The 24895-nt window shown below is 72.4% G+C and carries 19 protein-coding genes; 10 read left to right on the forward strand and 9 right to left on the reverse strand.

What is annotated here, in order from left to right; genetic code table 11:
• The first annotated feature begins 8 nt into the window (after window positions 1-8).
• On the forward strand, window positions 9-956 hold the full coding sequence (locus HHX40_RS06300) for a hypothetical protein (protein ID WP_182879750.1): 948 nt from the start codon (window positions 9-11) through the stop codon (window positions 954-956).
• A gap of 182 nt (window positions 957-1138) precedes the next feature.
• Window positions 1139-2422 (forward strand): AbrB family transcriptional regulator, encoded by a 1284-nt coding sequence (locus tag HHX40_RS06305; protein ID WP_182879751.1) that lies wholly within the window; start codon window positions 1139-1141, stop codon window positions 2420-2422.
• Between the two features lie 57 nt (window positions 2423-2479).
• Here the strand turns inward: HHX40_RS06305 and HHX40_RS06310 are convergent, their stop codons facing one another.
• Window positions 2480-3235, reverse strand: a complete 756-nt coding sequence (locus tag HHX40_RS06310; RefSeq protein WP_182879752.1) for a hypothetical protein — start codon at window positions 3233-3235, stop codon at window positions 2480-2482.
• A gap of 239 nt (window positions 3236-3474) precedes the next feature.
• Window positions 3475-4989 carry an LCP family protein gene (locus HHX40_RS06315; RefSeq protein ID WP_182879753.1) on the reverse strand — a complete coding sequence of 505 codons (1515 nt, stop codon included), beginning with the start codon at window positions 4987-4989 and terminating at the stop codon, window positions 3475-3477.
• A 54-nt stretch (window positions 4990-5043) separates the two neighbouring features.
• On the opposite strand from HHX40_RS06315, the gene HHX40_RS06320 reads away from it, so the two are divergent.
• On the forward strand, window positions 5044-6102 hold the full coding sequence (locus HHX40_RS06320; RefSeq protein WP_111701696.1) for a glycosyltransferase family 2 protein: 1059 nt from the start codon (window positions 5044-5046) through the stop codon (window positions 6100-6102).
• Here the strand turns inward: HHX40_RS06320 and HHX40_RS06325 are convergent.
• The 3 genes from HHX40_RS06325 to HHX40_RS06335 are packed head-to-tail and all read right to left on the reverse strand — an operon-like array spanning window position 6079 to window position 10054.
• Entirely contained in the window at window positions 6079-6693 is a 615-nt protein-coding gene (locus HHX40_RS06325) for a Uma2 family endonuclease (protein ID WP_182879754.1), read from the reverse strand. The genes HHX40_RS06320 and HHX40_RS06325 overlap by 24 nt on opposite strands.
• A 42-nt stretch (window positions 6694-6735) precedes the next feature.
• Window positions 6736-8613, reverse strand: coding sequence for a CDP-glycerol glycerophosphotransferase family protein (locus HHX40_RS06330; RefSeq protein ID WP_182879755.1), 1878 nt, complete (start codon window positions 8611-8613; stop codon window positions 6736-6738).
• 34 nt (window positions 8614-8647) lie between these two features.
• A complete protein-coding gene (locus HHX40_RS06335) occupies window positions 8648-10054 on the reverse strand; it encodes a bifunctional cytidylyltransferase/SDR family oxidoreductase (RefSeq protein WP_182879756.1) in 1407 nt (468 codons plus the stop codon).
• A gap of 170 nt (window positions 10055-10224) precedes the next feature.
• On the opposite strand from HHX40_RS06335, the gene HHX40_RS06340 reads away from it, so the two are divergent.
• From HHX40_RS06340 to HHX40_RS06365, 6 genes are all read left to right on the forward strand, one after another.
• Window positions 10225-11790 (forward strand): CDP-alcohol phosphatidyltransferase family protein, encoded by a 1566-nt coding sequence (locus HHX40_RS06340; RefSeq protein WP_310737961.1) that lies wholly within the window; start codon window positions 10225-10227, stop codon window positions 11788-11790.
• 100 nt (window positions 11791-11890) lie between these two features.
• On the forward strand, window positions 11891-12568 hold the full coding sequence (locus HHX40_RS06345) for a DUF5941 domain-containing protein (RefSeq protein ID WP_220498743.1): 678 nt from the start codon (window positions 11891-11893) through the stop codon (window positions 12566-12568).
• Window positions 12569-12661: 93 nt separating this feature from the next.
• Window positions 12662-13393 carry a sugar phosphate nucleotidyltransferase gene (locus HHX40_RS06350; protein ID WP_182879758.1) on the forward strand — a complete coding sequence of 244 codons (732 nt, stop codon included), beginning with the start codon at window positions 12662-12664 and terminating at the stop codon, window positions 13391-13393.
• 44 nt (window positions 13394-13437) lie between these two features.
• Window positions 13438-14478, forward strand: coding sequence for an iron-containing alcohol dehydrogenase family protein (locus HHX40_RS06355; RefSeq protein WP_165900762.1), 1041 nt, complete (start codon window positions 13438-13440; stop codon window positions 14476-14478).
• Window positions 14456-15214 (forward strand): CDP-alcohol phosphatidyltransferase family protein, encoded by a 759-nt coding sequence (locus HHX40_RS06360; protein ID WP_138460390.1) that lies wholly within the window; start codon window positions 14456-14458, stop codon window positions 15212-15214. Before HHX40_RS06355 ends, HHX40_RS06360 begins: the two co-directional genes overlap by 23 nt.
• 285 nt (window positions 15215-15499) lie before the next feature.
• Window positions 15500-16381: a glycosyltransferase family 2 protein gene (locus HHX40_RS06365; protein WP_182879759.1), complete on the forward strand. Its 882-nt coding sequence runs from the start codon at window positions 15500-15502 to the stop codon at window positions 16379-16381.
• 21 nt (window positions 16382-16402) lie between these two features.
• Here the strand turns inward: HHX40_RS06365 and HHX40_RS06370 are convergent, their stop codons facing one another.
• Entirely contained in the window at window positions 16403-17152 is a 750-nt protein-coding gene (locus HHX40_RS06370) for an acetoacetate decarboxylase family protein (protein ID WP_182879760.1), read from the reverse strand.
• A gap of 362 nt (window positions 17153-17514) precedes the next feature.
• On the opposite strand from HHX40_RS06370, the gene HHX40_RS06375 reads away from it, so the two are divergent.
• On the forward strand, window positions 17515-18732 hold the full coding sequence (locus HHX40_RS06375; protein WP_182879761.1) for an RNA polymerase sigma factor: 1218 nt from the start codon (window positions 17515-17517) through the stop codon (window positions 18730-18732).
• A 16-nt stretch (window positions 18733-18748) separates the two neighbouring features.
• On the opposite strand, the gene HHX40_RS06380 is transcribed toward HHX40_RS06375, so the two are convergent.
• The 3 genes from HHX40_RS06380 to HHX40_RS06390 all read right to left on the reverse strand — a co-directional run bounded on the left by HHX40_RS06380 (window position 18749) and on the right by HHX40_RS06390 (window position 24664).
• Complete coding sequence (locus tag HHX40_RS06380; RefSeq protein ID WP_182879762.1) at window positions 18749-19945, reverse strand: glycosyltransferase; 1197 nt, start codon at window positions 19943-19945, stop codon at window positions 18749-18751.
• A gap of 86 nt (window positions 19946-20031) precedes the next feature.
• On the reverse strand, window positions 20032-22323 hold the full coding sequence (locus HHX40_RS37555; protein ID WP_182879763.1) for an acyltransferase family protein: 2292 nt from the start codon (window positions 22321-22323) through the stop codon (window positions 20032-20034).
• A 238-nt stretch (window positions 22324-22561) separates the two neighbouring features.
• Window positions 22562-24664 carry an LCP family protein gene (locus HHX40_RS06390; RefSeq protein WP_182879764.1) on the reverse strand — a complete coding sequence of 701 codons (2103 nt, stop codon included), beginning with the start codon at window positions 24662-24664 and terminating at the stop codon, window positions 22562-22564.
• Between the last annotated feature and the right edge of the window lie 231 nt (window positions 24665-24895).

The following is a 24895-nucleotide window of genomic DNA, read 5'->3' on the forward strand; positions in this document are numbered from 1 at the left end:
ATGCCGGAATGCCGTACCGGGTACTCCTGGCCGCGGTCGTGACCGCCGCCCCACTCACGATCACTCCCCATGCCGAGGCCGCAGCGGCCAAGCCGGTGATCCGCTACGCCGGGCTCGGTTCCTGCCTGCAGAGCGACGGCGGCCGGCACGCGTGCGGGCCGTTGAAGCTGTGGCTGAGCAACGGACGCGTCGTCGCGCTCCCGGGCGCGCGCAGGACGGTGGGCGACGACGAGTACGTCGCCGCCGCCGTCGTCGCCGTCTCCCAGGACGGCGCCCAGGCGGCGTACTTCGGCGGGAAGGACGGCGTGCTCACGATCTGGACGGCCGCCACCGGCAGGGCGCGCGAGATCCCCCGGGTGACCTGGCCGGACGACCTCCAGATGAACGCGCTGACTCTCTCTCCGGGCGGGCGGTACGTCAGCATGCGCGGCGTCGACGCCTCCGAATGGGAGGTCGACCGAGTCGCCGACACGACCACCGGGAAGGTCTTCACCCTGCCCAGGGGATACCAGACCTGGGACTTCGGCCCCGACGGCAGACGGATGATGGCGGGGAACAACCGCACGGCGGTGCTCTACTCGACCGGCACGTGGTCGGTGAAGCTGCGGCGCTCCGTCTACATGCGGGGCGACCTCGGCCCCGACGGCGTCACCGTGGCCGCCACCAAGTGGACGAAGACCGGCAAGTCTGTTCGGAACATGGTCGTCACCCGCAACCTCGCCACCGGCAAGAAGAGCACGATCACCATCCGGCTCCGTACGGGGGAGGACGCTCTGCGGGCGCGCTGGGACAAGGCCGGTCACATCGACGTCCTGACCCGCTCCGACCGCCGGGTCGGCGGCGAGGAGCGCAGGCTCCACACCTGGTACCGGTTGAACCGCACGACGCACCGGTTGACGCGGATCGACTCCTTCGTGATCCCGTCCTCCGTGGGAGGCTACGTCCTCCCCACCTGACGGCCGGCACCGGACCATGTCCTCGCGGGTCCGGGCCATCGGCGGCCCCACGCGTCCCCGGCGTTTCTCCGCTCCCGCTGATGACGATAAGAACGGGCAATCCTCACCGTGGCATTGCCGGGTCATGCGGTGGCTTTACCCGCGATGCCGCATCGTTGAGAGTGCTCAGCGGTTCTCAATCCATGCCAATTCGGACAGACGGCTCTCGTGATCAGGCCTGTCCGGCCACCGGGGCGTCCTCCAGGAGCTCCCCGAGCGCGAGCCGTACGGTCCGGACCTGCCCGCGTCTCGTACGGGCGCTCCGCTGGCCGGCCGCGCTCGCGGCGGGGGGTCTCGCGGCCGAGGCGATGGGACAGCGGATCCCCGCGCCGCACCTGCTCGTGCCGATGGCGCTGGGCCTCTGCCTGGCCCTCACCGGCGTGATGCCCGACAAGGCGCCGCGGTGGGCGAACCGGGTGGCCCAGGCGCTCCTCGGGGTCCTGCTGGGCACGCACCTGAACCCGCACGCCCTGAGTGACACCGCCGGTGCGGTCGTCCCGCTCACCACCGTCACGGGAGCCGCCGTCGTCATGGGCGTCGGCGCGGCGGCGATCCTCGCCCGCCGCGCCGGGGTCGACCGGGCGAGCGCGACCCTGGGCATGGTGGCGGGGGGTTCCACCGCCGTGGTCGCCTCCGCCGAGGAGCTCGGCGCGGACACCCGGCTCGTCGCGTTCATGCAGTACTTACGGGTCGGCCTGGTCGCGGCCACCGCTCCGGTGATCATCGACTGGGTCGCCGGCGGAACGAGCGCGCGCGAGGCGCCGGTCGCCACCCGTGAGTGGGGGCGGTTCGTCGCGGGCGACCATCAGGGGGTGGGGCTCCTGCTCCTGGCGGCCGTCGCGGCCCTCGGCGTGTTCCTGGGCAGGAAGACGCGGCTGCCGTGCCCGGCGCTGCTCGGCCCGATGCTCCTCACCGCCGTGGGCACGGCGCTGGTCACGTTGACCGGCACGCTGACGGAGATCGTCCCGATGGACGCGCCGCCGGCGTACGCCCCGGCGGGCGCGCTGAGAACGGCCCTGTTCACCCTGGTCGGCCTCGACGTGGGCCTGCGTTTCACCCGGCACACGCTGCGCAGGGTGCGCTCGCTGCTGCCGGTACTCCTCGCCCTGACGGCGGTGGTGAGTGGGGGATGCGCCGTGCTGGCGGCCGGCCTGGCGCGGATCCTGGACATCCCGTTCTCCGACGCCTACCTGGCCACCACGCCCGGCGGGATCAACGCCGTGCTGACCACCGCCGTCGTCACCGACGCCGACGTGTCCCTGATCTCCGGCGTGCAGAGCTTCAGGCTCTTCCTCATGGCGCTGCTCGCGCCCCTGCTGGTCCGGTTCGCCCTGTCCGTGCTCCGCGGCCCCGCGCGGACCCGCCGGACCCCCGCGCCCGCGCCGCCCAGGGCACGGCTCACCTCCGCGAGGTCGGGCTCTCCGTGATGCCGCCTGATGCCGGGGGCGTCGGGTCAGTGGAGATCACGTCGGCTGTCAGTGATCTCAGGGTAAGGATGTGGACAGCAGTGAGACGAAACCGAGCAGGACCAGGAGGAAGACCAGGGCCGCCACGCCGTACACGACGTTCATCGCGACGGTCCCCGCGAGGGCGAAGGCGATCGCGGCCAGGACCTGCACGACGAACAGAAGCAGGTCGATCACGCCGAGGACGATCGCGACGACGAGGCGGACCAGGAACCACACGAATCCCAGCGGAGGCCAGTCGTGCATGGTGGAGTCGTCGTACGCCCATCGTGACCACGAGAACGGGCGGTGGAAGGTCGTCTGCCAGTACTCGGTCCACTTGTGGATGACACCGGTGCCCTTCTGGACGGGCACCCGTTCCGCTTTCTTGAATTCGATCGTCTTGGCGGTCCCCCGGAGGACTTCGATGACCACACGCTGGTCGTCGACCGAGAAGTCGGTGGTGCCGTCGACCACTGCGTGGAACGTTCCGGCGCCACTCTTGACCCGGTAGACGTCGTCGACCGAGGCCCGCTTGTCCCGGAAGATGACATAGATGGACCTGCCGCCGGTGTCGGGCAGGGGAAGGCCGGCGTTCAGTTCGATTTTGCCGACCGGTGTGACGAGGCCGACGTCGCCCTCCACGCCGACGTCCCCGTCCGACCATTTCAGTTTCACGGGCAGGACGGTCGGTTGAAAAGTGATCTCAGTGGTCTCGTCCGTGCAGGCGGCGGGGGCCGCGAGGATCATCAGTACCGCGATGACGCGCACCGCCAGCCGCAGGGGGTCTGACATGGGAGTGCTCCGTGGTCACGTCGCCGTTCGACATCTGTTGTCCGCGCACTCGTCGGTCGTCACCTTCGACGCGGACGATCGGCCCCGATTCCGTCGTCTTCATGGTTCGGTCGCCTGGTTCAACGTGCGGAGCGTTATGCGGGTTCCGAGAATTCCCGGAGGTGCGTTCAGTGCCGTCTGGTGTATGAGTTATCCACGAACCGGAATTCCGATGTGCCTTTCACCGGGGCCGGCGAGGGTCACTTTTTGCAGATGTTCTGGGTCGCGGTGCGGGCCGAGGGGGTCGCCACGGGCGTCGAGGCAGGGGCCCCGGTGGAGGACGCGGTGGGGGCCGCCGTCACGGTCACCTTCTTCACGTCGTGGTTCTTCTGGCCCACGACCACCTCGATGCCGGTCACGTCCGGCTGCTCGCGCAGTTCCGCTCCCGGGATGGCGGCGGCCACCGTACGGGCCGAGTCCTCGCGGCCGGGCGGGTAGCGCACGACCGTGTTCGCGAAGTCGCGGCGGGCCGTGTCGCCGGGGGGCGACGGCACCATGAACCCCGCCTCGACGAGCTTGGCCTTCGTGGCCGCGCCGAGGCCGGTGACGAGCGTGCCGTTGAGCACCTTGACAGAGATCCGCGCGGGCGGGATGGTGAGCGCCCCCGGCGAGGCCGCGGGACTCGCCGGGGCCGTGGGGGAGGCCGACGGCTTCGCGGACGCGGACGCCTTCGCCGACGGCTCCACGAGGGGCTGGTCGGCGTCGAGGCGCCGGAACAGCTCACGGGCGGCCGGCTTGTCCCACAGCACCGCCGACTCGCCCGTGGGCGAGCGGTAGTTCACGTCGGCCAGCGGCACGGTCGCGAACGACACGTCGTCGGTCGAGACGTCCCTGAACTGGCTGACCATGCCGAGCAGGTCCTTCTGCAGGGCCGGGTCCACCGTGAGCGTCTTGAACGTGGAGTCGAGGAACCCGGCGAGCTTGGCCGGGTTGGCCAGCGTGCCGCCGCTCAGCGCCTTGTCGAGCAGCGCCGAGACGACCTGCTGCTGCCGGTCGATGCGGTCGAGGTCGGACCGGGCCGTGGCCCTCGTGCGGGCGTACGCGAGCGCGTTGACCCCGTCCAGGGTGTACGTCCCCGGCCGCAGGTTGAGCTTCGTCTTGGAGTCGTCGATGGCCACCGGCGTGCAGACGGTGACGCCGCCGAGTGACTCCACCACGCCGATGAACCCGAGGACGTTCACCTCGACGTAGTGGTTGATGCGCAGGCCGGTCACCTGCTCCACCGTCTTGACGGTCAGCTTCGGCCCGCCGAACTGGTACGCGGAGTTGATTTTGTGGTCGCCCTTGCCGGGGATCGTCGTCCAGGTGTCTCTCGGCAGGCTGACGACGGTCACTCTGCTGTGGTCCTCCGACAGGTGGAGCACCATCATCGTGTCGGTGCGCTCGCCGACGTCGCGGCCGAGGTGGAGCTGGACCTGCTGGCGCCTGCTCAGGTTGTCGCGCCTGTCCACGCCGACGAGCAGGATGTTCATCGCGCCCCGTGACGAGGACTCGCTCGTGCCCGCGTCCACCGACTGGATGCGGTCGGAGGCGAAGTTGGGCACCGCCCACAGCACACCCGAGCCGACCAGCACGATCCCGGAGAGCGCGCCCGAGATGACCAGGGATCGGAGGTTGCTCCCGCGGCGGCGGGCGCGCTGTGTCGTCAGCCGCACTCCGCCGTACCCGTCGCCGCCTATACGGACGCCGGAGTCCTCCTGATCGTCGCCGGGCATTCCCGTCCTCCGGTTGCCGTCTCCACCCCTCCGTACAGTAGCGTGAGCGCCGCCATGAAGCCCTTTCCCGACTCGCGACAGTCGAGCCAGAATCCCGCGCGGAACTGGCCGCCGGTATCGGTGATCATGCCGGTGCTGAACGAGGAGCGGCACCTGCGCGACGCCGTCCGGCAGGTCCTCGAACAGGACTACGAGGGCCCTCTCGAGGTCGTCATCAGCGTGGGCCCGTCCCACGACCGCACCCAGGAGGTGGCCGACGCCATCGCGGCCGAGGACCGCCGCGTCGTCGTCGTGCCGAACCCCACCGGCCGCACGCCCAACGCGCTGAACGCCGCGATCGCCGCGTCCCGCAACCCGATCATCGCGCGGGTGGACGGGCACGCGATCCTGCCCCGCGACTACCTCCGTACGGCGGTTGAGACGCTGGAGCAGACCGGCGCCGACAACGTCGGCGGCATCATGGCCGCCGAGGGGATCACGCCGTTCGAGCAGGCGGTGGCCTGCGCCATGACCTCGAAGATCGGCGTGGGCAACGCCCGGTTCCATACGGGCGGGGAGGCCGGCCCGGCCGACACCGTCTACCTGGGCGTCTTCCGCCGCAGCGCGCTCGACCGGGTCGGCGGCTACGACGAGCACTTCCTGCGCGCGCAGGACTGGGAGATGAACCACCGCATCCGGGAGACCGGCGGGCTGGTGTGGTTCCAGCCGAGGATGCGTGTCACCTACCGTCCCCGGCCCAACGTGCGCGCCCTGGCCAAGCAGTACTTCCACTACGGCCGCTGGCGGCGGGTCGTCTCCCGCACCCACCAGGGCACGATCAACCTGCGTTACCTCGCCCCGCCCGCCGCCGTCGCGGCGATGGCGCTGGGCCTGGTGGTCTCGCCCGTGTTCTGGCCCGGCCTGCTCGTCCCTGGGGGCTACCTCGCGGCGATCGTCGCGGGCTCGGTCCTCACCGGCCGAGGGCTGCCCGGCGCCGCGCTCGTACGCCTTCCGGTGGTGTACGCCACCATGCACGTCTCCTGGGGGACGGGCTTCCTGACCAGCCCCCCGAAGCTCAGCAAGCCCCAGCCGCGTGCCGAGCGGGCGAGCCTAGACGACCTCTTCGAAGACTGAGGTGTCCAGCGTGCAGCCGATCGGGTGGGGGATGAGGATCTCCCGCCCGAACGGCACCGTCGAGGTCACCTGGTACCGCCCCTCCTTCGGGTCGCTGTAGACCGTGACCGACGCGGGCCGGGTCAGCGGATCCACGAGCAGGAACACCGGGACACCACCCCCGGCGTAGATCGCCGGCTTCTTGCCCCGGTCGTCCTCCGCGCTCCCCTTCGACACCACCTCGGCCACCAGCACCAGCCCCGAGGACAGCAGCTCACGCTCTTCCCACCGCGGGCAGCCCAGCGGCGCGAGCACGAGGTCGGGTACGACCGGTTCGTGCGTCCCGTCTAGGCACACGCCGACGTTCCCGGTGCACGCTTGCCATCGGCGTTCGTCCAGCAGCGGCAGGAACGCCTCGAACAGCAGCATCGCGGCCGACGCGTGTTCGAGAGCGTCCCGCCGGCGCGCGACCAGCCGTCCGTCGATGACTTCGACCAGCAGGCCGGGCAGCGGGGGCAGCGCGTCGAACAGCTCCCGAGGTGTCCTGGGTAGAGGCCGGTCGGGTACCGGTGCCAAAGCGGGGGCACAGGGGTCGGTGATGGTTACATCCATGTGACTGAAGGTAGCGATCCGCAAGCACTTCGTGGGCGGTGTTCAGTCGCGCACGGAGGGGGCGAGGGCTTCGAGGCCGAGGAGGCGGGCGCGTTCCTCGGCGCGGGCGGCGGCCCGCCGTACGGCCTCCTCGAAGCGGGCCAGCGGGTCCCGGTGGTCGGGGCCGAGCAGGTAGCCCCGCAGGGCGCGGCGGGCGCCGGCCATCTCGTCCTCTCCCGGGGCGTCCAGACGGCGCAGGACGTCCGGCAGCTCCGCCAGGTCCGGGCCGAGCAGGTAGGCCGCCCCGGCGGCCGGGTAGCGCTCGCGGAAGCGGTCCCCTGGCAGGGCGGCCACGTTCGTCACGACGTACGGCTTGCCGCTGGCGACGAAGTCCGACACCACGCTGGAGATGTCGGAGATCAGCACGTCGGCCTCGTTGAAGCAGTCGTACAGGGACGGCTCCCGGTCGGTCACGGCCAGGTGCGGGATGCCGGTCCGCTCGTCCAGCAGCGCCATGATCCGCCGGTGGGCGGCCCGGGCGGCCGGGGAGCGGTGGCCGGTCAGCGGGTGGGGCTTGTAGATCAGCCGCACCGGCTGCTCCAGGAGGGCGCGCACGATCGCGGGCCCCATCGCGACGAGCGAGCTGTGGAACACGTCGTCGCTCCACCCCTCCCACGTCGGCGCGTACAGGATGGTCCGGTACGGCGCCACGCCCTCGGCGTACGGGCTGGTGCGCCGGATCCCGGCGAGCTGGGGGCGGCCCACCTCCTCGACGGCCTCGTCCCGGACGCCCACCTGGGCGCGCAGGTAGCGGTCGCGCCCGGCGGGCCCGGCCACCCAGACCTCGTCGTACACCTTCGTGTACGGATTGAACGACGCCTCCTTGTCGCTGTCGCCGTGGCCGATGAACACGCTGCGGACGCCCGGCACCCGCAGCATGTGGATGTTGTTGCCGACGTTGGCGGGAAAAAGCGCGACCCGGGCGCCGTCCAGCGCGCGGAAGTTCATGAGGTCCACCGACGAGGGGATGCACACCACCGGCAGCGTCGTCGGGCCGAGGGCCGTGGCGAGCGACCGCTCGCGCAGCACCACCAGCGTCCTCGGCGTGATCCGCTCCAGCGTGCCGAGCCACATCGTGGCCTGGTAGGCGGCCGTGGCCGGGCCGGAGAAGTACATGACGACCTCGGGCCGGTAGGCGGCGACCCACTCGTCCACGGCCGACAGGACGCGCCGCCGGTCGCCCAGGTGGACGGCCCGCCGGGTGTGGACCAGCAGCGCGGCGGCCGCGGCGACCTCCAGCAGCACGGCGGCGGCGGCGCCCGCGGCCCCCGTCCAGCCGAGACCGGACGGCGTCAGGGCCGCCGCCGGCACGATCGCCAGCGCGTCGAGGTAGAGCAGGCGGGTGCCGCGCCAGGCGAGCAGCGCGCGGGGCGGCGGGGGCGGGATCGGCGGCTCCGCCAGGTGGATGTTGCGGGTCACCACCGGCGTCTGGTGGTGGACGCGGTCGAGCCGGCAGGCGAGCCAGGTCTGCGCGGCCCGCACGCCGTGGAACAGGAACAGCCCGGCCGCCAGCGCGGCGTACCACCACGGCCGCCCCGGCGCCACCCGTGCCAGCAGCACCACGGCGGCGGTCTCCCGCGCGAGGAAGCGGACCGTCGCGCCCAGATGGGCCCGGCTCAGCGCCGCCGCCGCCCGGCCGGGCAGCGCCGTCTCCGCGGCGTACGACAGCGGCGCGAGCACCGCGAAGGTCGCGGGCAGCGGCCAGACGGCCGCCAAGAGCAGGGCCGGGTACGACGCGAGCGTCAGCGCGGCGAGCGCCCCTCGGCGTCCCCCGGCCAGCCTCCGCAGGCCCCGGCCGTTCCCCGCGATCAGAGTCAGGCGCCGTGCGAGCAGCGTGAGCAGCGCCTCGGGGGCCGTGCGCCCCGTGATGTTTCCCCCCATGGGCGAGCGCCCGTCCCTCCGTACGTGGTTGCGGTCATCGGGTGAGCCGCACGTCCACGACCTGTCCCGTGAGGCGGGACAGCAGCACGTCGAGGCTGGTGCGGGCGACGGCGGCGGGGGAGAGAAGCGTTCCGGCGGGTTCGTCGCCGAACGCGCGCAGCCGCATGGGGGTGGCGGTGCGCTCGGGGTTGACGCAGTTGACGCGGACACCCTGGCAGGCCCACTCGTCGGCGAGCGCCTGGGTGAGGTTGACGACGGCGGCCTTGGTGGAGGAGTACAGGCTGTAGTCGGCCCGGCCGCGGGTGTGGGACGAGGACGTGTAGAGCAGCAGGTGGCCGTGGGTCTCCATCAGGTACTTCACCGCCGCGCGGGCGATGTTGACCGGGCCGAGGTAGTTGACGCCGATGGTCTCCTCGATCGTGTGCTGGCCGGCCTCGCCGAGCCTGCCCATGTGGAGCACGCCCGCCGTGTTGACGACGTGGTCGATTCGGCCGGTCGAGGCGTACACACGGGCGAGGGCGTCCTCTACGGCCGCGGCGTCCTCGACGCGCACGCCGTTCTCGCTGCGGGAGAAGGAGTGGACGCTCGCGCCGTAGCCCCTGGCGAGCGCGACGACGTCCGCGCCGATGCCGTAGCTGCCGCCGAAGACCACGACGGTGCGGCCCTCCAGCCCGGCGCGGTACTGCTCGTCGGTGAGCGCGGGCGCGGTGTTCTCGGCGAGCTGGAAGAGCTTGTCGGCCAGGTAGACGTCGACCGGGTGGGTGACCTTCATGTTGCGCTCGCTGCCGGGCACGATGTAGATCGGCACGTCGGGCAGGTAGCGCAGCACGACGCCGCAGTCGTCGGTCGTGGGCAGGGAGGGGAACTCGGGGTCGGCCAGGGCGCGCTCGTACGCCGCCCGGATCACCGACAGCCGGAAGCACTGCGGGGTCTGCCCGCGGCGCAACCGCGAGCGGTCGGGGATGTCACGGATGATCTCGCCGCGCGGGCCGGGCGCGGCCACGACGATCGTGTCGGAGGACGGGATCGCCACCTCCACCGCCTCGTAGCGGTCGAGGGCGGCCACGCACTCGCTGATGACGCGCGGCTCGATCAGCGGCCGGACCGCGTCGTGCAGCAGCACGTCGCACTCCCGCTCGCCCAGCGCGGACAGGGCCCGCCAGGTCGTCTCGGTACGGCTCGCGCCTCCTTCGAGCACCCGGGAGACCTTCGTGTAGCCGTTCCGCCTGATGAGCTCCTCGGCGTCCGTGACGAAGCCGGGGGTCATCAGGACGATCACCTCGTCGATCTCCGGATGGCCGTCGAACACGTCGAGGGTGTGCTCCAGGATCGTCTTTCCGGCGATCTTCAGAAGCTGTTTCGGGGTGTTCAGCCCCACGCGCTGGCCGACGCCGCCGGCCAGCACGACCCCCACCCTGCGCAGACGCGATTCCGCGATCATGATGTCCTCCCCGACAGCAGACCATACCCGTGCCGGAAGCCGGAGAAGGTGATTGCCACCTAGTGATCACTCGGTTACTTTGCGAGGTGAGCACGTGCGGCCGACGTGAGACGGGTTTCCATATGGGGGCGGATCCGAGCAAGCCCGGTACGGTACGGGACACACAGACGGTGGCGGTCGTCCTCGCGACCTCGCCGGCCGCCGGGCTGCCCTGCTCCGACGGCGCCCGGTCGGAGGGCAGCCTCCTGGAGCGGCTCGTCGCGCAGCTTCTCACCCTGCCGATCCGCGAGGTGCTGATCGTGGTGCGGAGCCAGGACGGCTGGGACGGCGAGCGAAGACAGATCGCGGCGCGCGGCCCCGGGCCGGAGACGGCGGGCGGGCGGCCGCCCGATCCGACGCGCGGGCGGGAGCGGGAGGTCGACAGCGGCCCGCGGCACCAGATCTGCGTGAGCGACGGCCTCGCCGAGGACCTGCGGATCGTGGCCAAGACCGCCCGCGCCTCGACCTCCCCGGTCGCCGTGCTGGCCGCCGACGTCGTGGCGCACACCGACGCGCTGGCCCTGCTGCTCGAACATCCCGCCCGCCCGACCGGCGCCATCGTCGCCGGCGGCGACCCCGCCCCGCTTCGGCCGCCCGTGCGTACGGAGTGGGGCCGCGTCGTGTCGGCGGGCACCTCCTTCCACGAGGTCGAGTGGGCCAACGGCACCTTCCGCGGCGTCCTGCAGGTCGGGGAGGCGCACCTGGCCGGTCTCGCCGACCTGGCCGAGGAGCTGGCCGACCTCGCCCAGCGCCGCCACCTCGGGCGGGTGGGCGACACCGAGGTGCCCGAGCTGCTGCTCACCGGGCTCGCCCGGGCGGGCGTCCCGGTGCACGCCGTCGCGCCCGGCGCGCTGCACTGCGGGCGGGTCGCGACCCGCCCGGCCGCCGAGCGGGCGGTGCGCGAGCTCGCCGACGTCGACGAGGCGCGGGCCCGGCTGGAGGCCGCCGTGAAGAGCGGAGACGGCTTCTTCACGACCTACTGCGTCAGCTCGTGGTCCCGCCACCTGATCCGGCCGGCCGTACGGCTCGGCCTGACGCCCAACTCGGTGACCGGCATCTCGGTCGCGTTCGCGCTCATCGCCGCCGTCTGGTTCTCCGACGGGCACCGGGCGGGGCTCGTCGTGGGGGCCGTCGCGCTCTACCTGTCGTTCGTGCTCGACTGCCTGGACGGCCAGGTCGCGCGGTACACGCGCCGGTTCTCCCCGCTCGGCGGCTGGCTCGACGCCATCTGCGACCGGATCAAGGAGTACGTGGTCTACGTCGGACTGGTGCTCGGGTACACGTCCGGCCCCGGGGAGTCCTGGCGGATCTGGGCCCTGGCCGTGGCCGCGCTGGTCCTGCAGACGATCCGGCACATGGTCGACTTCGCGTACGCCGGGGCGCTGGCCGACCGGGCGCGGGCGGCGGGCCTGCGGGCGGCGGCCCCGCGTTCGATGGCGGTGCCCTGGGACGAGGCCCCGGCGGCGGCCGCGGCCTCGGGCACCGGGTCGGTGCTGGCGCTGTCGCGGCGGCTCGACCGGGGCGTGGCCTACTGGCTGAAGAAGATGATCGTGCTGCCGATCGGGGAGCGGACCGCCCTGATCTGCGTCACGGCGGCGCTGTTCGACGCGCGGGTGACGTTCCTCGCGCTGCTCGGCTGGGGCGGGGTGGCGCTCGCCTACACGGCCGCCGGGCGGATGGCCAGGTCGTTCGCATGAGCGAGCGCAGCGAGCGAATCAGTGAACACAGCGCCCGGCGAGGTGCTGACCTGCGCGCCTCCGGCACGACCCTGCTCCAAGCCGAAGGCGAGGAGGTGGCATGAGCCGCCCCGCCGATGACGCCGCCCACGACGCCGCTCGGGAGGGCTCCGACGTGATCTCCGTACACATGACCCCGGTGCCGCGCAGCGTCGTGGTCGCCCAGCGTGACGACGGCCCGCTGTCGCGGGCGATGGGGCTGCTCGTCGCCGGGCAGCTGCCGCCCCTGCCGCCCGCGCTCGCGGGGGCGTTCGTGACCGCCGTGCTGCTGGTCCTCGGCATCGCGGGCGCCGACGACTTCGCGGTCTTCGCGCCCGCGGTCGCCCTGCTGCTCGCCGGGGCGGGCAGCGCACACCGGCACGACGGGCGGCTCGACTGGCTGGCGCCCCCGATCCTGCGCCTGACGGAGTACGGCTTCGTCGCCTCCGCCGGGTTCGCTCGCTCCGTGCCGCCCGTGATCACCTTCGCGCTGCTCGGCGCGATGGCCTTCCACCACTACGACATCGTCTACCGGGTGCGTCAGCACGTGTATCCGCCACCGTGGCTGGCCACGGCCGGGCTCGGCTGGGACGGCCGGATGCTGGTCGTCGCCCTGGCCGGCCTGCTCGACATGGTGGCTCCCGCGTTCGTCCTGCTCGCGCTCTACCTGTGGGGACTGTTCGGCTGGGAGAGCCTGACCTGCTGGCTGGCCGCCCCCCGTACGCCCGACCAGGCGGTGGAACCGGCTCCCCAGGATTAACGTCAGACCAACGGCGGATTACCCAAGTGCGGCCCCGGGCCAACTAACCTTTGGGGTTACTGTCTGACGCTCGACCTCAAGGAGTGCGGGAAATTGCTCGGAATGGTGCTGGCCGCCGGAGCCGGACGTCGTCTGCGGCCGTACACCGACACGCTGCCCAAGGCGCTGGTGCCGGTCGACGGTGAGACCACGATCCTCGACATCGCCCTGCGCAACCTGGCGGCCGTGGACCTGCGCGAGGTCGTGGTCATCGTCGGCTACCAGGCCCAGGCCGTACGGGAGCGCCAGGCCGACCTGGAGCGCCGTCACGGGGTGTCGCTGACGCTGGTGCACAACGACAAGGCCGAGGAGTGGAACAACGCGTACTCGCTGTGGTGCGCGCGTGACCACTTCTCGCAGGGCGCGCTGCTGGTCAACGGCGACACCGTCCACCCGGTGTCGGTGGAGCGGACCCTGCTGGCCGCCGAGGACACCTCCGACATCCTGCTCGCCGTGGACGACGTGAAGTCCCTGGCCGACGAGGAGATGAAGGTCACACTGGAGGACGGCCGGCTGAAGCGGATCACCAAGCTGATGGACCCCGCCGAGGCGTACGGCGAGTACATCGGCGCCACGCTGATCCGGCCCGGCGCGGCCGAGCGGCTGGCCGACGCGTTGCAGGCCACCTTCGAGCGGGACCCCCAGCTCTACTACGAGGACGGCTACCAGGAGATGGTCCGGCGCGGCGAGAACATCGCCGTCGCGCCGATCGGGAAGGTCGACTGGGTCGAGGTGGACAACCACGACGACCTGGCGAAGGCCCGCGAGATCGCGTGCCGTTACTGAGACGCGCGGCCTTCTGAGGAGTTCGCATGCCGATTCTGGCAAGGATGCTCCCCGCCCCCCTCACGATGGAGGTGCGGCGGGGCGCGATCGCGCAGCTCGGCACCCTGCTGGCCGACAGCAGGGTGGCCACCTCCGGCCGGGTCGCGGTCGCGGTCGGCGTGGGGCAGGGCGACCGGATCGCCGAGGTCATCGCGCCCTCGCTCGGTGAGGCCAAGGTGCTGCGGGTGGCGGACGGCACGGTCGACGCGGCCGTGTCGCTCGGCGCCGACCTGCGCAAGGGCAACTACGAGGCGGTGATCGGCGTCGGCGGCGGCAGGACCATCGACGCCACCAAGTACGCCGCGTCCCTGGCGGGCATCCCGATGGTCGCGGTGGCCACCAACCTCTCCCACGACGGGATCTGCTCCCCGGTCGCCTCGCTCGTGCACGAGGGCGGCAAGGGCTCGTTCGGGGTGCCCATGCCACTGGCGATCATGGTGGACCTGGAGTTCGTCCACGACGCCCCGCCCTCGCTCGTCCGGTCCGGGATCGGCGACGTGCTCAGCAACCTGTCGGCCATCGACGACTGGCAGCTCGGCAACGTCGAACGCGGCGAGCCCATCGACGGCCTCGCGATCTCGATGTCGCGCACGTCGGCCGAGGCGGTCCTGGGCAGGCAGGACTCGATCGAGTCGGACGCGTTCCTGACCGTGCTCGCGGAGGCGCTGATCCTCTCGGGCATGTCGATGGTCATCGCCGGGTCAAGTCGTCCGGCGAGTGGCGGCGATCATGAGATCCTTCATGCCGTGGACCAGCTTTTCCCCGGCACCTCCAACCACGGTGAGCTGGCCGGCATCGGCGCGGCGTTCTGCTACTTCCTCCGGGAGGACGCGCACCGGCTCGGCCAGGTGACCGGCTGCCTCAGACGGCACGACCTGCCGGTCGTGCCCGGCGACGTCGGCCTGACGACCGACCAGTTCACGGCCGCGGTGATGCTGGCCCCCAGCACCCGGCCCGGCCGCTACACCATCCTTGAGCACCTCCGGCTGTCGGAGCCCGAGGTCCGGGCGAGAGTTGAGGACTATGTCCGCGCCGTCGGTAGCTGAGCTTCGCGCGGTCGCCCAGCCGCAGACCACCATGGACCGCCGCAGCGGCGAGCACTGGGCAGGCCTGCTGTACATGCGGCGGCTGTCCATCTACGCCACGTGGCTGCTGGCGAAGACCCCCATCACCCCCAACCAGGTCACCGGGCTGATGATCCTGTGCGGGGTGGCGGCGGGAGCCGTCCTGGCCCTGCCGGGACTCTGGGCGGCGCTGGCCGCGGCCCTGCTGATCCAGATCTATCTGCTGCTCGACTGCTCGGACGGCGAGCTGGCCCGCTGGACCGGCCGCACCTCGATCACCGGGGTCTACCTCGACCGGGTCGGGCACTACTTCGCCGAGGCGGCGCTGCTGATCGGCCTGGGCTTCCGGGCGTCGGAGACGCTGCCCGACTGGTACACGGTCATGGGCGTCGCGGCGGCGCTGGGCGCGATCCTGATCAAGGCGGAGACCGACCTGGTCGACGTGGCCCGCGCCCGGTCCGGCCTGGTCGCGACCACCGAGGCGGCGGCGCAGCAGTTCGCCTCGCCGCGGCTCGCGCTGGCCCGCCGGGCCGCGGCGGCGCTGCGGTTCCACCGGGTGATCCAGGCCGTCGAGCTGTCACTGATCGTCGTGGCCGCGGCGGTGCTCGACAACTGGTTCTCCGCCACCCGGATCCTCATGGTCGCCTGCGTCGTCATCGCCGCGGTCCAGCTCGTGCTGCACCTGGTCAGCATCCTCGCGTCCCGGCGGCTCTCATGAGAGCGATCCTCAGGGGCGCGCCGCCGGTCTGGACGGAGGAGCGAGGAACGAGCGACGAGGGGGGTTCATGGCGCGCCTCCGGCACGACCGAGCGGACATGAGCGCCCCGATGGTGAGCGGGAGACACTGCCGGTCATCCGTACATCCGCGGTTGGGTGGGGGTTTGGTGGCAGTTCCGATACCCTTGTGCCACGGTAAACCAGGCAGCTCCCGGATCGCCCGGCCATACAGACTCGGTGAACATGAAGTCGTGTGCAGTGCGCCCAGCGTCGAGGCGATGACGCGGTGAAGATCTCCTGTGTCATCCTCACCATGGGCAACAGGATCGCCGAGCTCGACCGGGCCGTTGAGTCCGCGCTCACGCAGACCGACGGCGACATCGAGGTGGTCGTCGTCGGGAACGGCGCGGACGTGCCGGAGCTGACCGCCGCGCCGCCGACGGGCAGCTCGGCGACGATAAAGACGGTCCGGCTGGAGCACAACGCGGGCATCCCCGAGGGACGGAACCGGGGCGTGCAGGAGTGCTCCGGCGACATCGTCCTGTTCCTCGACGACGACGGCTGGTACGCCAACTCCAAGGTGGCCGCGCACGTCCGCGAGCGGTTCACGCACGAGCCCGACCTCGCGGTGATCTCCTTCCGGGTGATGGATCCCGAGGGCGGCCTGGTGCAGCGGCGCCACGTGCCCCGCCTGCGGGCCGGAGACCCCGAGCGCTCCTCCCCGGTGACGACCTTCCTGGGCGGCGCCTGCGCCATCCGCAAGTCGGCGTTCCTCCAGGTCGGCGGGTTGCCCGAGCGGTTCTTCTACGCCCACGAGGAGACCGACCTGGCCTGGCGGCTGCTCGGGGAGGGCTACCGCATCGAGTACGACGCCGAGACGGTGATGTACCACCCGCTGGTGCTGCCGAGCCGGCACACGGACTTCTACCGCCTGAACGCCCGCAACCGGGTGTGGCTGGCCCGCCGCAACCTGCCGTGGCCGCTCGCCACGCTCTACCTGCTCAACTGGATGGTGCTCACGCTCGTGCGGGAGCGGTCGCTGCCCGCGGTCAAGGCGTGGTTCGGCGGCTTCGTGGAGGGGCTGCGTGAACCGGCGGGAGAGCGCCGTCCGATGGCCTGGCGCACCGCCTGGCGCATGCTCCGCCTCGGCCGTCCCCCCATCGTCTGACGCCGCGCGCACGGCCGGGCGTCACGCCTGCCGCGGCTCCTCGAACGTCATCGACACGTGTTCGGCGGTGACCGTCAGCAGGGCCCGCCGGGGCAGCCCCAGCTCGCTCAGCTCCTTGGCGATCGGATGGTTGCCGAGCCGGACGAGCGCGCCGCCCGGCCGCCAGCGGATCCCCCTGGCGCGGGCGGCCCAGGAGACGCGCCGGGTCACCCCGTCGAGGTGGGTGTAGGCGTCCGGCACCGCGACGGACTTCCCGACCAGCGGCGCGGGGGCGGCCGGCATCCCCGGCCTGATCAGCAGGTCGACGACCATCCGGCCGTCCCTGCGCAGCACGCACCGCTTGTACGGCGAGCCGAGCCGCAGGTCGACGTCGGCCAGTTCCTTCGGGAAGCCCCAGATGCTCCGGCCCGCCTCCATCGTGAAGCCCTGGTCGACCGGGAGCCAGTGGACGAAGGCCCCCGATCCCGCCCCGCGCAGGTCCTTCAGACCGGCGAGCAGCCCGCGCCCCGGCGGGACGCCCGCGCCGGCCGGCCGTACGAGGAACATCACGCCGAACTCGTCGTAGGAGCCGAGGTCGGAGTCGTGGTAGCGGACGAACGCCAGCATGCACATGGCCTTGCCGGGCAGCACCTCGGTGACGTCCATCCCGGAGTACGCGAGGACCGCACGGGCGGCGTCGGCCCGCACCAGGTAGGCGGCGAGGCACATCGAGGCGTCGCGGACCTCCACCGGCATCTCGACCCGGCGCCCCTGCACGACATGGCTTGCCATGCCTCCAGTACAGCAAGCCCGGCCGCCGGAGGACAGTCGTACGGCGGCAAGGTTGTCCCAGATCGGATGTCGATACGCGGGGAGGCCGATCGTATAGAGGGTGAGGGCCGGCGCCCCGCCTGCCCGCCAGAGGAGGTACGGAAGACCATGAGGCACTATCTGCTGAGCACGTCGGCGGGCTGACGATCATCAGGGCGTCCGACCTCGACCAGGCGCTGGAGTGGGGCCGCAGGCTCGCGCGGGCGACCACGCTTCCGATCGAGGTGCGTCCGTTCGCGCACGTCGTGGGGGACGACGACGGCGGTGTCTGACCTGCCGTGCGGCGCGCGGGCCCGCGTCGGCCCTCCGCCGGGGCGAGGGCGATGACGGGGCCTCCCGACGTGGAACGGGTGTTCCGCGAGGAGTACGGCCGCGCCGTCGCGGTCCTGGTCCGCCACTTCGGCGACATCGACCTCGCCGAGGAGGCGGTCCAGGACGCCTTCGCGGAGGCGGCGCGGCGCTGGCCGCGGGACGGAACGCCGCCGCGCCCGGCCGGATGGATCGTCACGACCGCCCGCAACCGGATGATCGACCGCTTCCGGCGGGAGGCCACGCGGGAGGACAGGCAGGTGCGGGCCGCCCTGTCGCACCACCACGACGAACCGGACGAGGAGGGCGCGGTGCACGACGACCGGCTCCGGCTGATCTTCACCTGCTGTCATCCCGCACTCGCTCCCACCTCCCGGGTGGCGCTGACGCTGCGCCTGCTGGGCGGGCTCACCACGGCCGAGATCGCGCGGGCGTTCCTGGTCGCGGAGCCCGCCATGGCCCAGCGGCTGGTGCGGGCCAAGGCCAAGATCCGCGACGCCGGGATCCCGTACCGGGTCCCGCGCGAGGCCGACCTGCCGGACCGCCTCCGGGCCGTGCTGGCCGTCGTCTACCTGATCTTCAACGAGGGGCACACGGCGAGCGCGGGCGACCGGCTGGTCCGCGAGGATCTGTGCGCGGAGGCGATCCGCCTCGGGCGACTGCTGGCCGAGTCGATGCCCGACGAGCCGGAGGTCCTCGGCCTGCTCGCGCTCATGCTGCTCCTGCACGCGCGCCGGGCGGCCCGCACGACGCCGGACGGCGACCTCGTGCCGCTCGCCGCGCAGGACCGGAGCCGGTGGGACCACGCCCTCGTCGCCGAGGGTCAGAATCTCGTCCGGGCGTGCCTACGCCGCGACAGGCCGGGGCCGTACCAGATCCAGGCGGCGATCAACGCCGTCCACAGCGACGCGCCGTCCACCGCCGCCACGGACTGGCGGCAGATCCTCCACCTGTACGACCACCTGCTGGCGCTCACGCCGAACCCCGTCGTCGCGCTGAACCGCGCGGTCGTGGTGGCCGAGCTCGACGGTCCTCGCGCGGCCCTCGCCCTTCTGGAACCCCTGGACCTGGGCGGCTACCACGTCTTCCACGCCGTACGGGCCGATCTGTTGCGGCGGCTCGGCCGCACCGGGGAGGCGGCCCGCGCGTACGAGGCGGCGGCCGCCCGCAGCGGCAACGCCGCCGAGCGCGCCTTCCTCGAACGCCGCCGCCGGGAGCTCGGCGAGGAATGAGGCCGGAGCCGGCCCGTCAGGCGGGGACCGTGCGGCCGGGGGACAGGGCGGAGACGGGGCCGGGGGCCTCGGCCCACCGCTCCAGCAGGGCGACGAAGTCCCCGGCCACCGCGGGCCAGTGGTAGTGGTTGAGCGCCTCGACGTACCCCCGGGCACCCATCTCGGCCCGCCGCTCGGGGTCGTCGCGCAGGCGCAGCACCGCCCGCACCACCGCATCGGCCACCGAGTCGGACCCCGAGTCTGGCGCCGTGCCGGCCACCGGGTCCGCGACGGTGCCGGAAGTCGCGCCGGGCTCGCCGAAGGGGACGATCGTGCCGCAGTCGACCCGTCCCACCAGGGACGCCGCGTTCGGCAGCGGGGTCGTCACGACAGGGATGCCGCGCGCCATGTACTCGACGATCTTCGTAGGCGTCGACTGCCGGTAGTTCGGCAGGTCGTGCAGGAGGGACAGCCCGGCCAGGGCGCCCTCGGCCATCCGCAGGGCGTGCCGGTTGGGGACGTACCCGAACCAGTCGAGCACGCCCTCGCGCTGCGCGTCGCGCAGCATCGGGCGGACCGCGGCGTCGGCCGGCCCGATCAGGTCCAGGCGGATGCCGTACGGGCGCAGCCGCCGGGCGACCTCGATCATCTCGGCGGCGCCCCGCGCCGCGGAGATGTGCCCGACGTAGACGACGCGGGAGTCGCCGGGCGGCGGAGGCGGCGTCGGCGGCACGTACGTGTGGTTGGGCACCACGGGGTGCGGGCCGGGGAAGCGCGCCCGGTAGGCCTCCTCGGCGAGGATCAGGTGGAGGCGGCGCTCCGCCCGGCTCTCGATCGCCCGGATCAGCGGCGGCAGGACGCCGCGCAGCGGCCCCGGCAGGTACGACTTGGCGTCCAGCGCGGCGATCGTGTCCTCGTGGACGTCCCAGACCGTGGGCGGCCTCCTGCGCGGCAGGGTGAGCAGCAGCTCGATGTCGTGGACGAGCAGCAGGTCGGCGTCCCGCGTGGCCCTGCGCAGGGCCGAGGAGGACGCCCGCAGCGCCCTGCTCCGGTGCAGGCCCACCGCCCGGGGCACGTCGACGGCCCGGATCCCCGGCGAAGGAGTCACGTTGCAGTGCGTGAACGGCGCGACGAAGGTCACCTCGTGTCCCGCGTCGAGCAGCGCCCGGATCTGCCGGTGGGTGATCCGCGCGTCCTCCGGGTGATGCACGGTCGTGGCGACACATACCCTCATACAGGGAGGCTGGCCGCGCAGTCCGAAATGACCGGATGCCTCGGGTGAACCCTCCCCGAAATGCGGTTGAACTTCCCGTGCGGGCGCTACTTCGCCTGCACGCTCGGCCTGCGGTAGAGCCAGGTGAGCCGGGGCTCCAGCAGCCACTTGAACGCGGTGCGGGTGACCGGCAGGCACAGCAGGATGGCCAGGGCGAAGCTCGAGCACGCGATGGCCGCCACCCCGAGCGGGCCGTACAGCCAGGGCACGTCGAGCCAGCCCATCTCCTTGGCGATCATGACGGGCACGCCGTGCAGCAGGTAGCAGTAGAGCGTGCGGGTGCCGAGGTCGGTGAACCACGTCTGCCGCCGGGGGACCAGCGACATCACGGCCGCCGACATGGCCAGCGCGGCCACGAGCAGGCCCGTACGCAGGGCCATGCCCTTCCACCACACCAGGTGGAGGTCCTTGAAGCTGTTCTTGTAGTAGATCGGCCCGAGCTTGACGGAGTAGTTCTTCACGAGGAAGACGGCCACGCCCGCCGCGCCGAGCAGGACGAGCACCGACAGCACCCGCACCCAGCGCTGCTTGAGGAAGTCGAAGACCTCCGGCTTGAGCACGAGGCCGAGCACGAAGAACGGCAGCAGGCCGAAGAACCGGTCCATGCTGAAGTCGCCGGTCAGCTCGGAGAACCCGGCGAAGAGGTACACCGCGATCGAGATGACGAACGGGTAGCGCATGCGCTTCCACACCGGTGTGGACAGCCGCCAGAACAACAGCGCCAGCAGATACCAGTTCAGCCACGCCGGATCCATGATCGTGATGCTGAACTTGTGCCCGAAGGCGGTGCGCAGCAGGGCGTAGCCCACCTCGACGATCACGTACGGCACGAGGAACGTGTCGACCAGTTTGTTGGTCTTGGCGTTGGAGTTCCAGAAGTTCCTGGACAGGTAGCCGCTGATGATGACGAACAGCGGCATGTGGAAGACGTAGATGAACAAGTACGCGGCCCGGGACGAGTCGGCCGCGAGCGTCGGGACCAGCGCGTGCCCGATCGGCACCATGGCGATGCCGACGAACTTCACGTTGTCCAGGTAGGGATCGCGCGGCTTCCTGGCCCGGGGCGCGGGCTCCTGCTCGGGCTCGCCGCCCTCCATCCCGTCCTGCCGGTCCGTAGGCCGGGCGAAGGGGTCGGCGAACGGGTCGGCGGACCGGCTGGGCGCCTCGGCCCAGGCGGGCAGCGGAGCGCGCAGCGGCCTGCCGAGCGGGCCCGTCTGGCGGGGGTCCGGCACGCTGCCGTCCTGGGCGCGCCGCCAGGGGTCCCAGTCACCCGGGTCGCCCTCCGGGCCGGGCCACGGCGGGGCCGCCGGTGCCTCGGGCACGGGCGCGGCCTGGAAGGCGGCGGGCGCCGCCTGGGCGGCGGTGGGAGGCGTCCGGAAGTCGGTGAGCGGCGCCTGGAAGGCGGTGGGCGGGTCGTCGTCCGGGAACGGCCGCTCGCCGCGCCCGCCGGACGTGGTCCGCTGCGGGTACGGCGGGGCGCCGAAGGGATCGTCCGGCGGCGAGGAGAGCGCGGCGGTGCCGGTCGGCGGGGTGTCCAGGAACGGGTTCACGGACAGGTCGGGGCCGGCCTCAGGACCGGTCTCGGGGCCGCCGAAGGCCGGTGTGGGGAAGGCCGGTGCGGGAAAGGCGGGCGCCGGCGGCGTCCCGAAGACGTCGGTCTCGCCACTGCCGAAGGCCGGCGCGGGAAAGGCAGGAGGCGGGGAAGCGGGGCCGGGCGGAGCTCCGAAGACCTCGGTCTCGCCGCCGCCGAAGGCCGGTGCGGGGAAGGCGGGAGCCTCGCCGGGGGCGGGTGCGGGGGCGTCCGGGCCGGACGCGAGAGGCCGGCGGCCGGGCCCGCTCTGCCCCCGGCCGGGTCCGCTCTGTCCCCGGCCGGCGGAGAAGTAGTCGAATCCCGGGGCAGAGGGCGCGGACTCGGGGGGCGGCGCGCCCAGCCGGGCGGCCCCCGGCCTGCGCGGCTTGCGTACGGGCAGGGGCTGCTTCTCGTACGGCGCCTGGCCCGAGGGAGCGGCGCCTCCCGGACCCTGCTGCGCCCGCGGCGGCGCGTCTCCCGGCTGACCGTCCTCGTGGCGGCCGCGCACGGGCAGATCGGGGTCGCCCTCCGGGCGCGAGCCCGGGAAGCCGCCCTCGTGGCGGCCGTGAAGCGGCACGCCGGGCCGGTCCGCGTGGGGTCCCTGCTCCGGAGCGCCCGCGGCCGACGGATCCCGGCGGGCCGGACCGCCGTCCGGAGCGGGCCAGTCTCCGGTGATGCGGCCTATCACTCCGGTTGGGGCCTCTTCGGCGTCGTCGTCGACGCCTGGCGGGGAACCGGGAACCGGGGGATGACGGCGGGTGTCACTCACGGAGAAACGCTCAGCTATCTGTCGGGGGAGGCTCGGGGGACGGCCACGCCTCAGGGGCACCCGAGGCGTGCACCGCGTCCTTTCGGACACTAGCGAAGGCGCCCCGGCGCATCAGCCGAACGGGCGAACGGGGCGCGTTCGCCAGATCACCACCCTAACGTTCTTGGACACCTGTGTCGCCCCGGGGGCCGGACGTAACCCACGTGTATCCGTCGTGTCCGGCCCTCCGCGGCCGTTCCTAGCTGGAGCAGATGTCGGTGTCGGAGGTGACCGCGTTGTCCCCGACCTGGAGGGGAATCCGCACGCCCTTCCAGTCGGCGCCGATCACCAGCTGGACGATCGGCCCGCGCACCCGGCCCTTGGGCGCGTCCGGCGGCGGCGACGCCGGGGTGAACGGCGTGACCGGCCCGGTCGCCGCCTTGCCCGTCTCCGGGGAGACGGGGTTGAGCAGCTTGCCGATCAGGATCTTGGAGTAGTTCCAGCCCTGGCCGGTGTAACGGACCATGGTCTTGGGCTGGTCGCTGCCGTCGGGCTTCTTCGCGTCGCCGACGCCGACGACGTTGAAGCCGAGCCCGGTGAGCTCCTCGGCGACCTCCTTGGCCAGGCCGGACCTGTTGGTGCCGTTGAACACCTGCACCTTGACCTGCTGCGGCTTGGTGACCACCGGGCCGCTCGGCGAGGCGGTGGCGGACGCGGCCGGGCTCGCGGAGGCGGTGGGCGTCACCTCGGTGTCGTTCGCGATGGCCCGGAACAGGTTGCCGGCGGCCGGCTGCTTCCACTGCACGCGGTTCTTGTCGGCCGCGTACGGCTCCCACGGGACCGTGGTGGCCTTGAAGCCCTTGGCCGAGAGCTTCTGCGCGCTCGTCGCGATCTTGATGAGCTCCTCGGTGTTGAGCGCGTCGTCCATCGTGACGGACCGCGCCGCGGCGGCGATGAACTTCTGCAGTTTGCCCACGTCCCTGAGCAGCGCGCTGCTGGTCGCCTTCTTCACCACCTGGGAGATGAAGACCTGCTGGCGCTTGATGCGGGAGATGTCGCTGCCGTCGCCGATGTGCCGCAGCCGTACGTAGCCCAGCGCGGCCTCACCCATCACGACCTGCTTGCCGGCGGGGAGCGTGAGCTTCGAACTCTTGTCGTTGACCGCCTGCGGCAGGCAGATCTGGATGCCGCCGAGCGCGTTGACGATGTTCTTGAAGCCGGTGAAGTCCACCTTCATGAAGTGGTCGATGCGGATGTTGGTGAGGCTCTCGATCGTGCGGCGGGTGCAGATCATCCCGCCGTCGGAGAACGCGGAGTTGATCATCCCCGTGTGCGCGGGGATCAGCGTCTTGTTGCGGGAGTAGCAGGCGGGGATCAGCACCATCGAGTCGCGGGGGAAGCTCAGCAGCGTCGCCGCGTCCCGGTTGGGCGACACGTGCAGCAGCATGATCGTGTCGGTGCGCTCGCCGTCGTTGACCAGGTGCTGGCCGTACCTCTTGTTGTCGCCCGCGCGGGTGTCCGAGCCGACGAGCAGCACGTTGATCGCACCGGTCGGGCTCACGGGGCGGTTCTTGTCGAGCTCGTCGGTGGACGCGCCCCTGTTGATCAGGCCGAGCGTGCTCCGGTAGACCTTGTAGGCCGTCAGCGTGCCGATCACCAGCACGCAGGTCATCGCGATGCTGATCCAGCCGGCGATGCTCAGGCGCGACCGGCCGCCGCCCGGCCCGCGTCGCCGGGGCGGCTCGTCGTCCGGGGGCAGGCCGTCGCCGCCCGAGCCACGTCGTCCACGGTCGCCGCCGGACTCGCGCCGCCTGCGGCCGGCGTGTTCGACGGGTCCGCCGGGTCCGCCTGGCCCTGGCCCGGGTCCGCCGGGTCCAGTGGGAGAGGCGCTGTAAGCGGTCTCCTCGTCGCCGCGCCTGCGGCCCCGCCGCCCGGACGGCTCGCTCTCGTGGCCGTCACCGGCGGGGCGGCGGGTCTCGCGTACGGGTTCGTAACCAGGCTCGTAACCGGCCTCGTAGCCGGGCTGATGACCCGGCCCATAACCAGGGCCGTTACCCGGCTCGTGACGGGGCTCGGGGCGCTGGCCGGAGCGGCGGCGTCCACGGCCGCCCTCCTGCGCGTCGGGAGGAAGGCCGTCCTGCTGCCGCCTGCGCCCGCGCGGCATGTCCGCGTAGCCCGCGGGGTCGGCCGGCAGGTCGGCGTAGCCGGCGGGCACGGGAGCGGCCGCCGTCCGGCCGTCACGCGCCGGCGGGTGGAAGGCGCCGCCGTACGAGCCGTCGCCGGGGGGACCCCAGACCCTCTGGTCGGCGGAGGCGGGAGAAGGAGGCCCGGCGGGCGGGTTGACGCGCCTGCGCTCGCTCACCTCGGGCCCGCCCAGGAAGCGGCCGGACGAGTGGGCGAGAGGCGGACAGGGTCAACGTTTCGCTCGCACACTTGTCCTCCTTGCCTGGCGATCACAGGGCGCGCTCCGAGCGTAGGTCACGGGAGAGCCTGCGGGCGCCACGATTGGGAGGATCCAGGCCCGGCCTGCGCCGCGCCACTGCCCCCCATGATCCAGGGCCAGAGCATACTAAACACCGACATTTTGGGTATC

The organism is Microbispora sp. H10949, assembly GCF_014161435.1.
Lineage (GTDB): Bacteria > Actinomycetota > Actinomycetes > Streptosporangiales > Streptosporangiaceae > Microbispora > Microbispora triticiradicis.

Coding starts and splice junctions, on each gene's coding strand:
- HHX40_RS06300 (WP_182879750.1), top strand. CDS start 9: ATGCCGTACCGGGTACTCCTGGCCGCGGTCGTGACCGCCGCCCCACTC.
- HHX40_RS06360 (WP_138460390.1), top strand. CDS start 14,456: ATGTCCGCGCCGTCGGTAGCTGAGCTTCGCGCGGTCGCCCAGCCGCAG.
- HHX40_RS06315 (WP_182879753.1), bottom strand. CDS start 4,989: ATGCCCGGCGACGATCAGGAGGACTCCGGCGTCCGTATAGGCGGCGAC.
- HHX40_RS06305 (WP_182879751.1), top strand. CDS start 1,139: ATGCCAATTCGGACAGACGGCTCTCGTGATCAGGCCTGTCCGGCCACC.
- HHX40_RS06320 (WP_111701696.1), top strand. CDS start 5,044: ATGAAGCCCTTTCCCGACTCGCGACAGTCGAGCCAGAATCCCGCGCGG.
- HHX40_RS06330 (WP_182879755.1), bottom strand. CDS start 8,613: ATGGGGGGAAACATCACGGGGCGCACGGCCCCCGAGGCGCTGCTCACG.
- HHX40_RS06370 (WP_182879760.1), bottom strand. CDS start 17,152: ATGGCAAGCCATGTCGTGCAGGGGCGCCGGGTCGAGATGCCGGTGGAG.
- HHX40_RS06355 (WP_165900762.1), top strand. CDS start 13,438: ATGCTCCCCGCCCCCCTCACGATGGAGGTGCGGCGGGGCGCGATCGCG.
- HHX40_RS06335 (WP_182879756.1), bottom strand. CDS start 10,054: ATGATCGCGGAATCGCGTCTGCGCAGGGTGGGGGTCGTGCTGGCCGGC.
- HHX40_RS06325 (WP_182879754.1), bottom strand. CDS start 6,693: ATGGATGTAACCATCACCGACCCCTGTGCCCCCGCTTTGGCACCGGTA.
- HHX40_RS06380 (WP_182879762.1), bottom strand. CDS start 19,945: ATGAGGGTATGTGTCGCCACGACCGTGCATCACCCGGAGGACGCGCGG.
- HHX40_RS06345 (WP_220498743.1), top strand. CDS start 11,891: ATGAGCCGCCCCGCCGATGACGCCGCCCACGACGCCGCTCGGGAGGGC.
- HHX40_RS06375 (WP_182879761.1), top strand. CDS start 17,515: ATGACGGGGCCTCCCGACGTGGAACGGGTGTTCCGCGAGGAGTACGGC.
- HHX40_RS06310 (WP_182879752.1), bottom strand. CDS start 3,235: ATGTCAGACCCCCTGCGGCTGGCGGTGCGCGTCATCGCGGTACTGATG.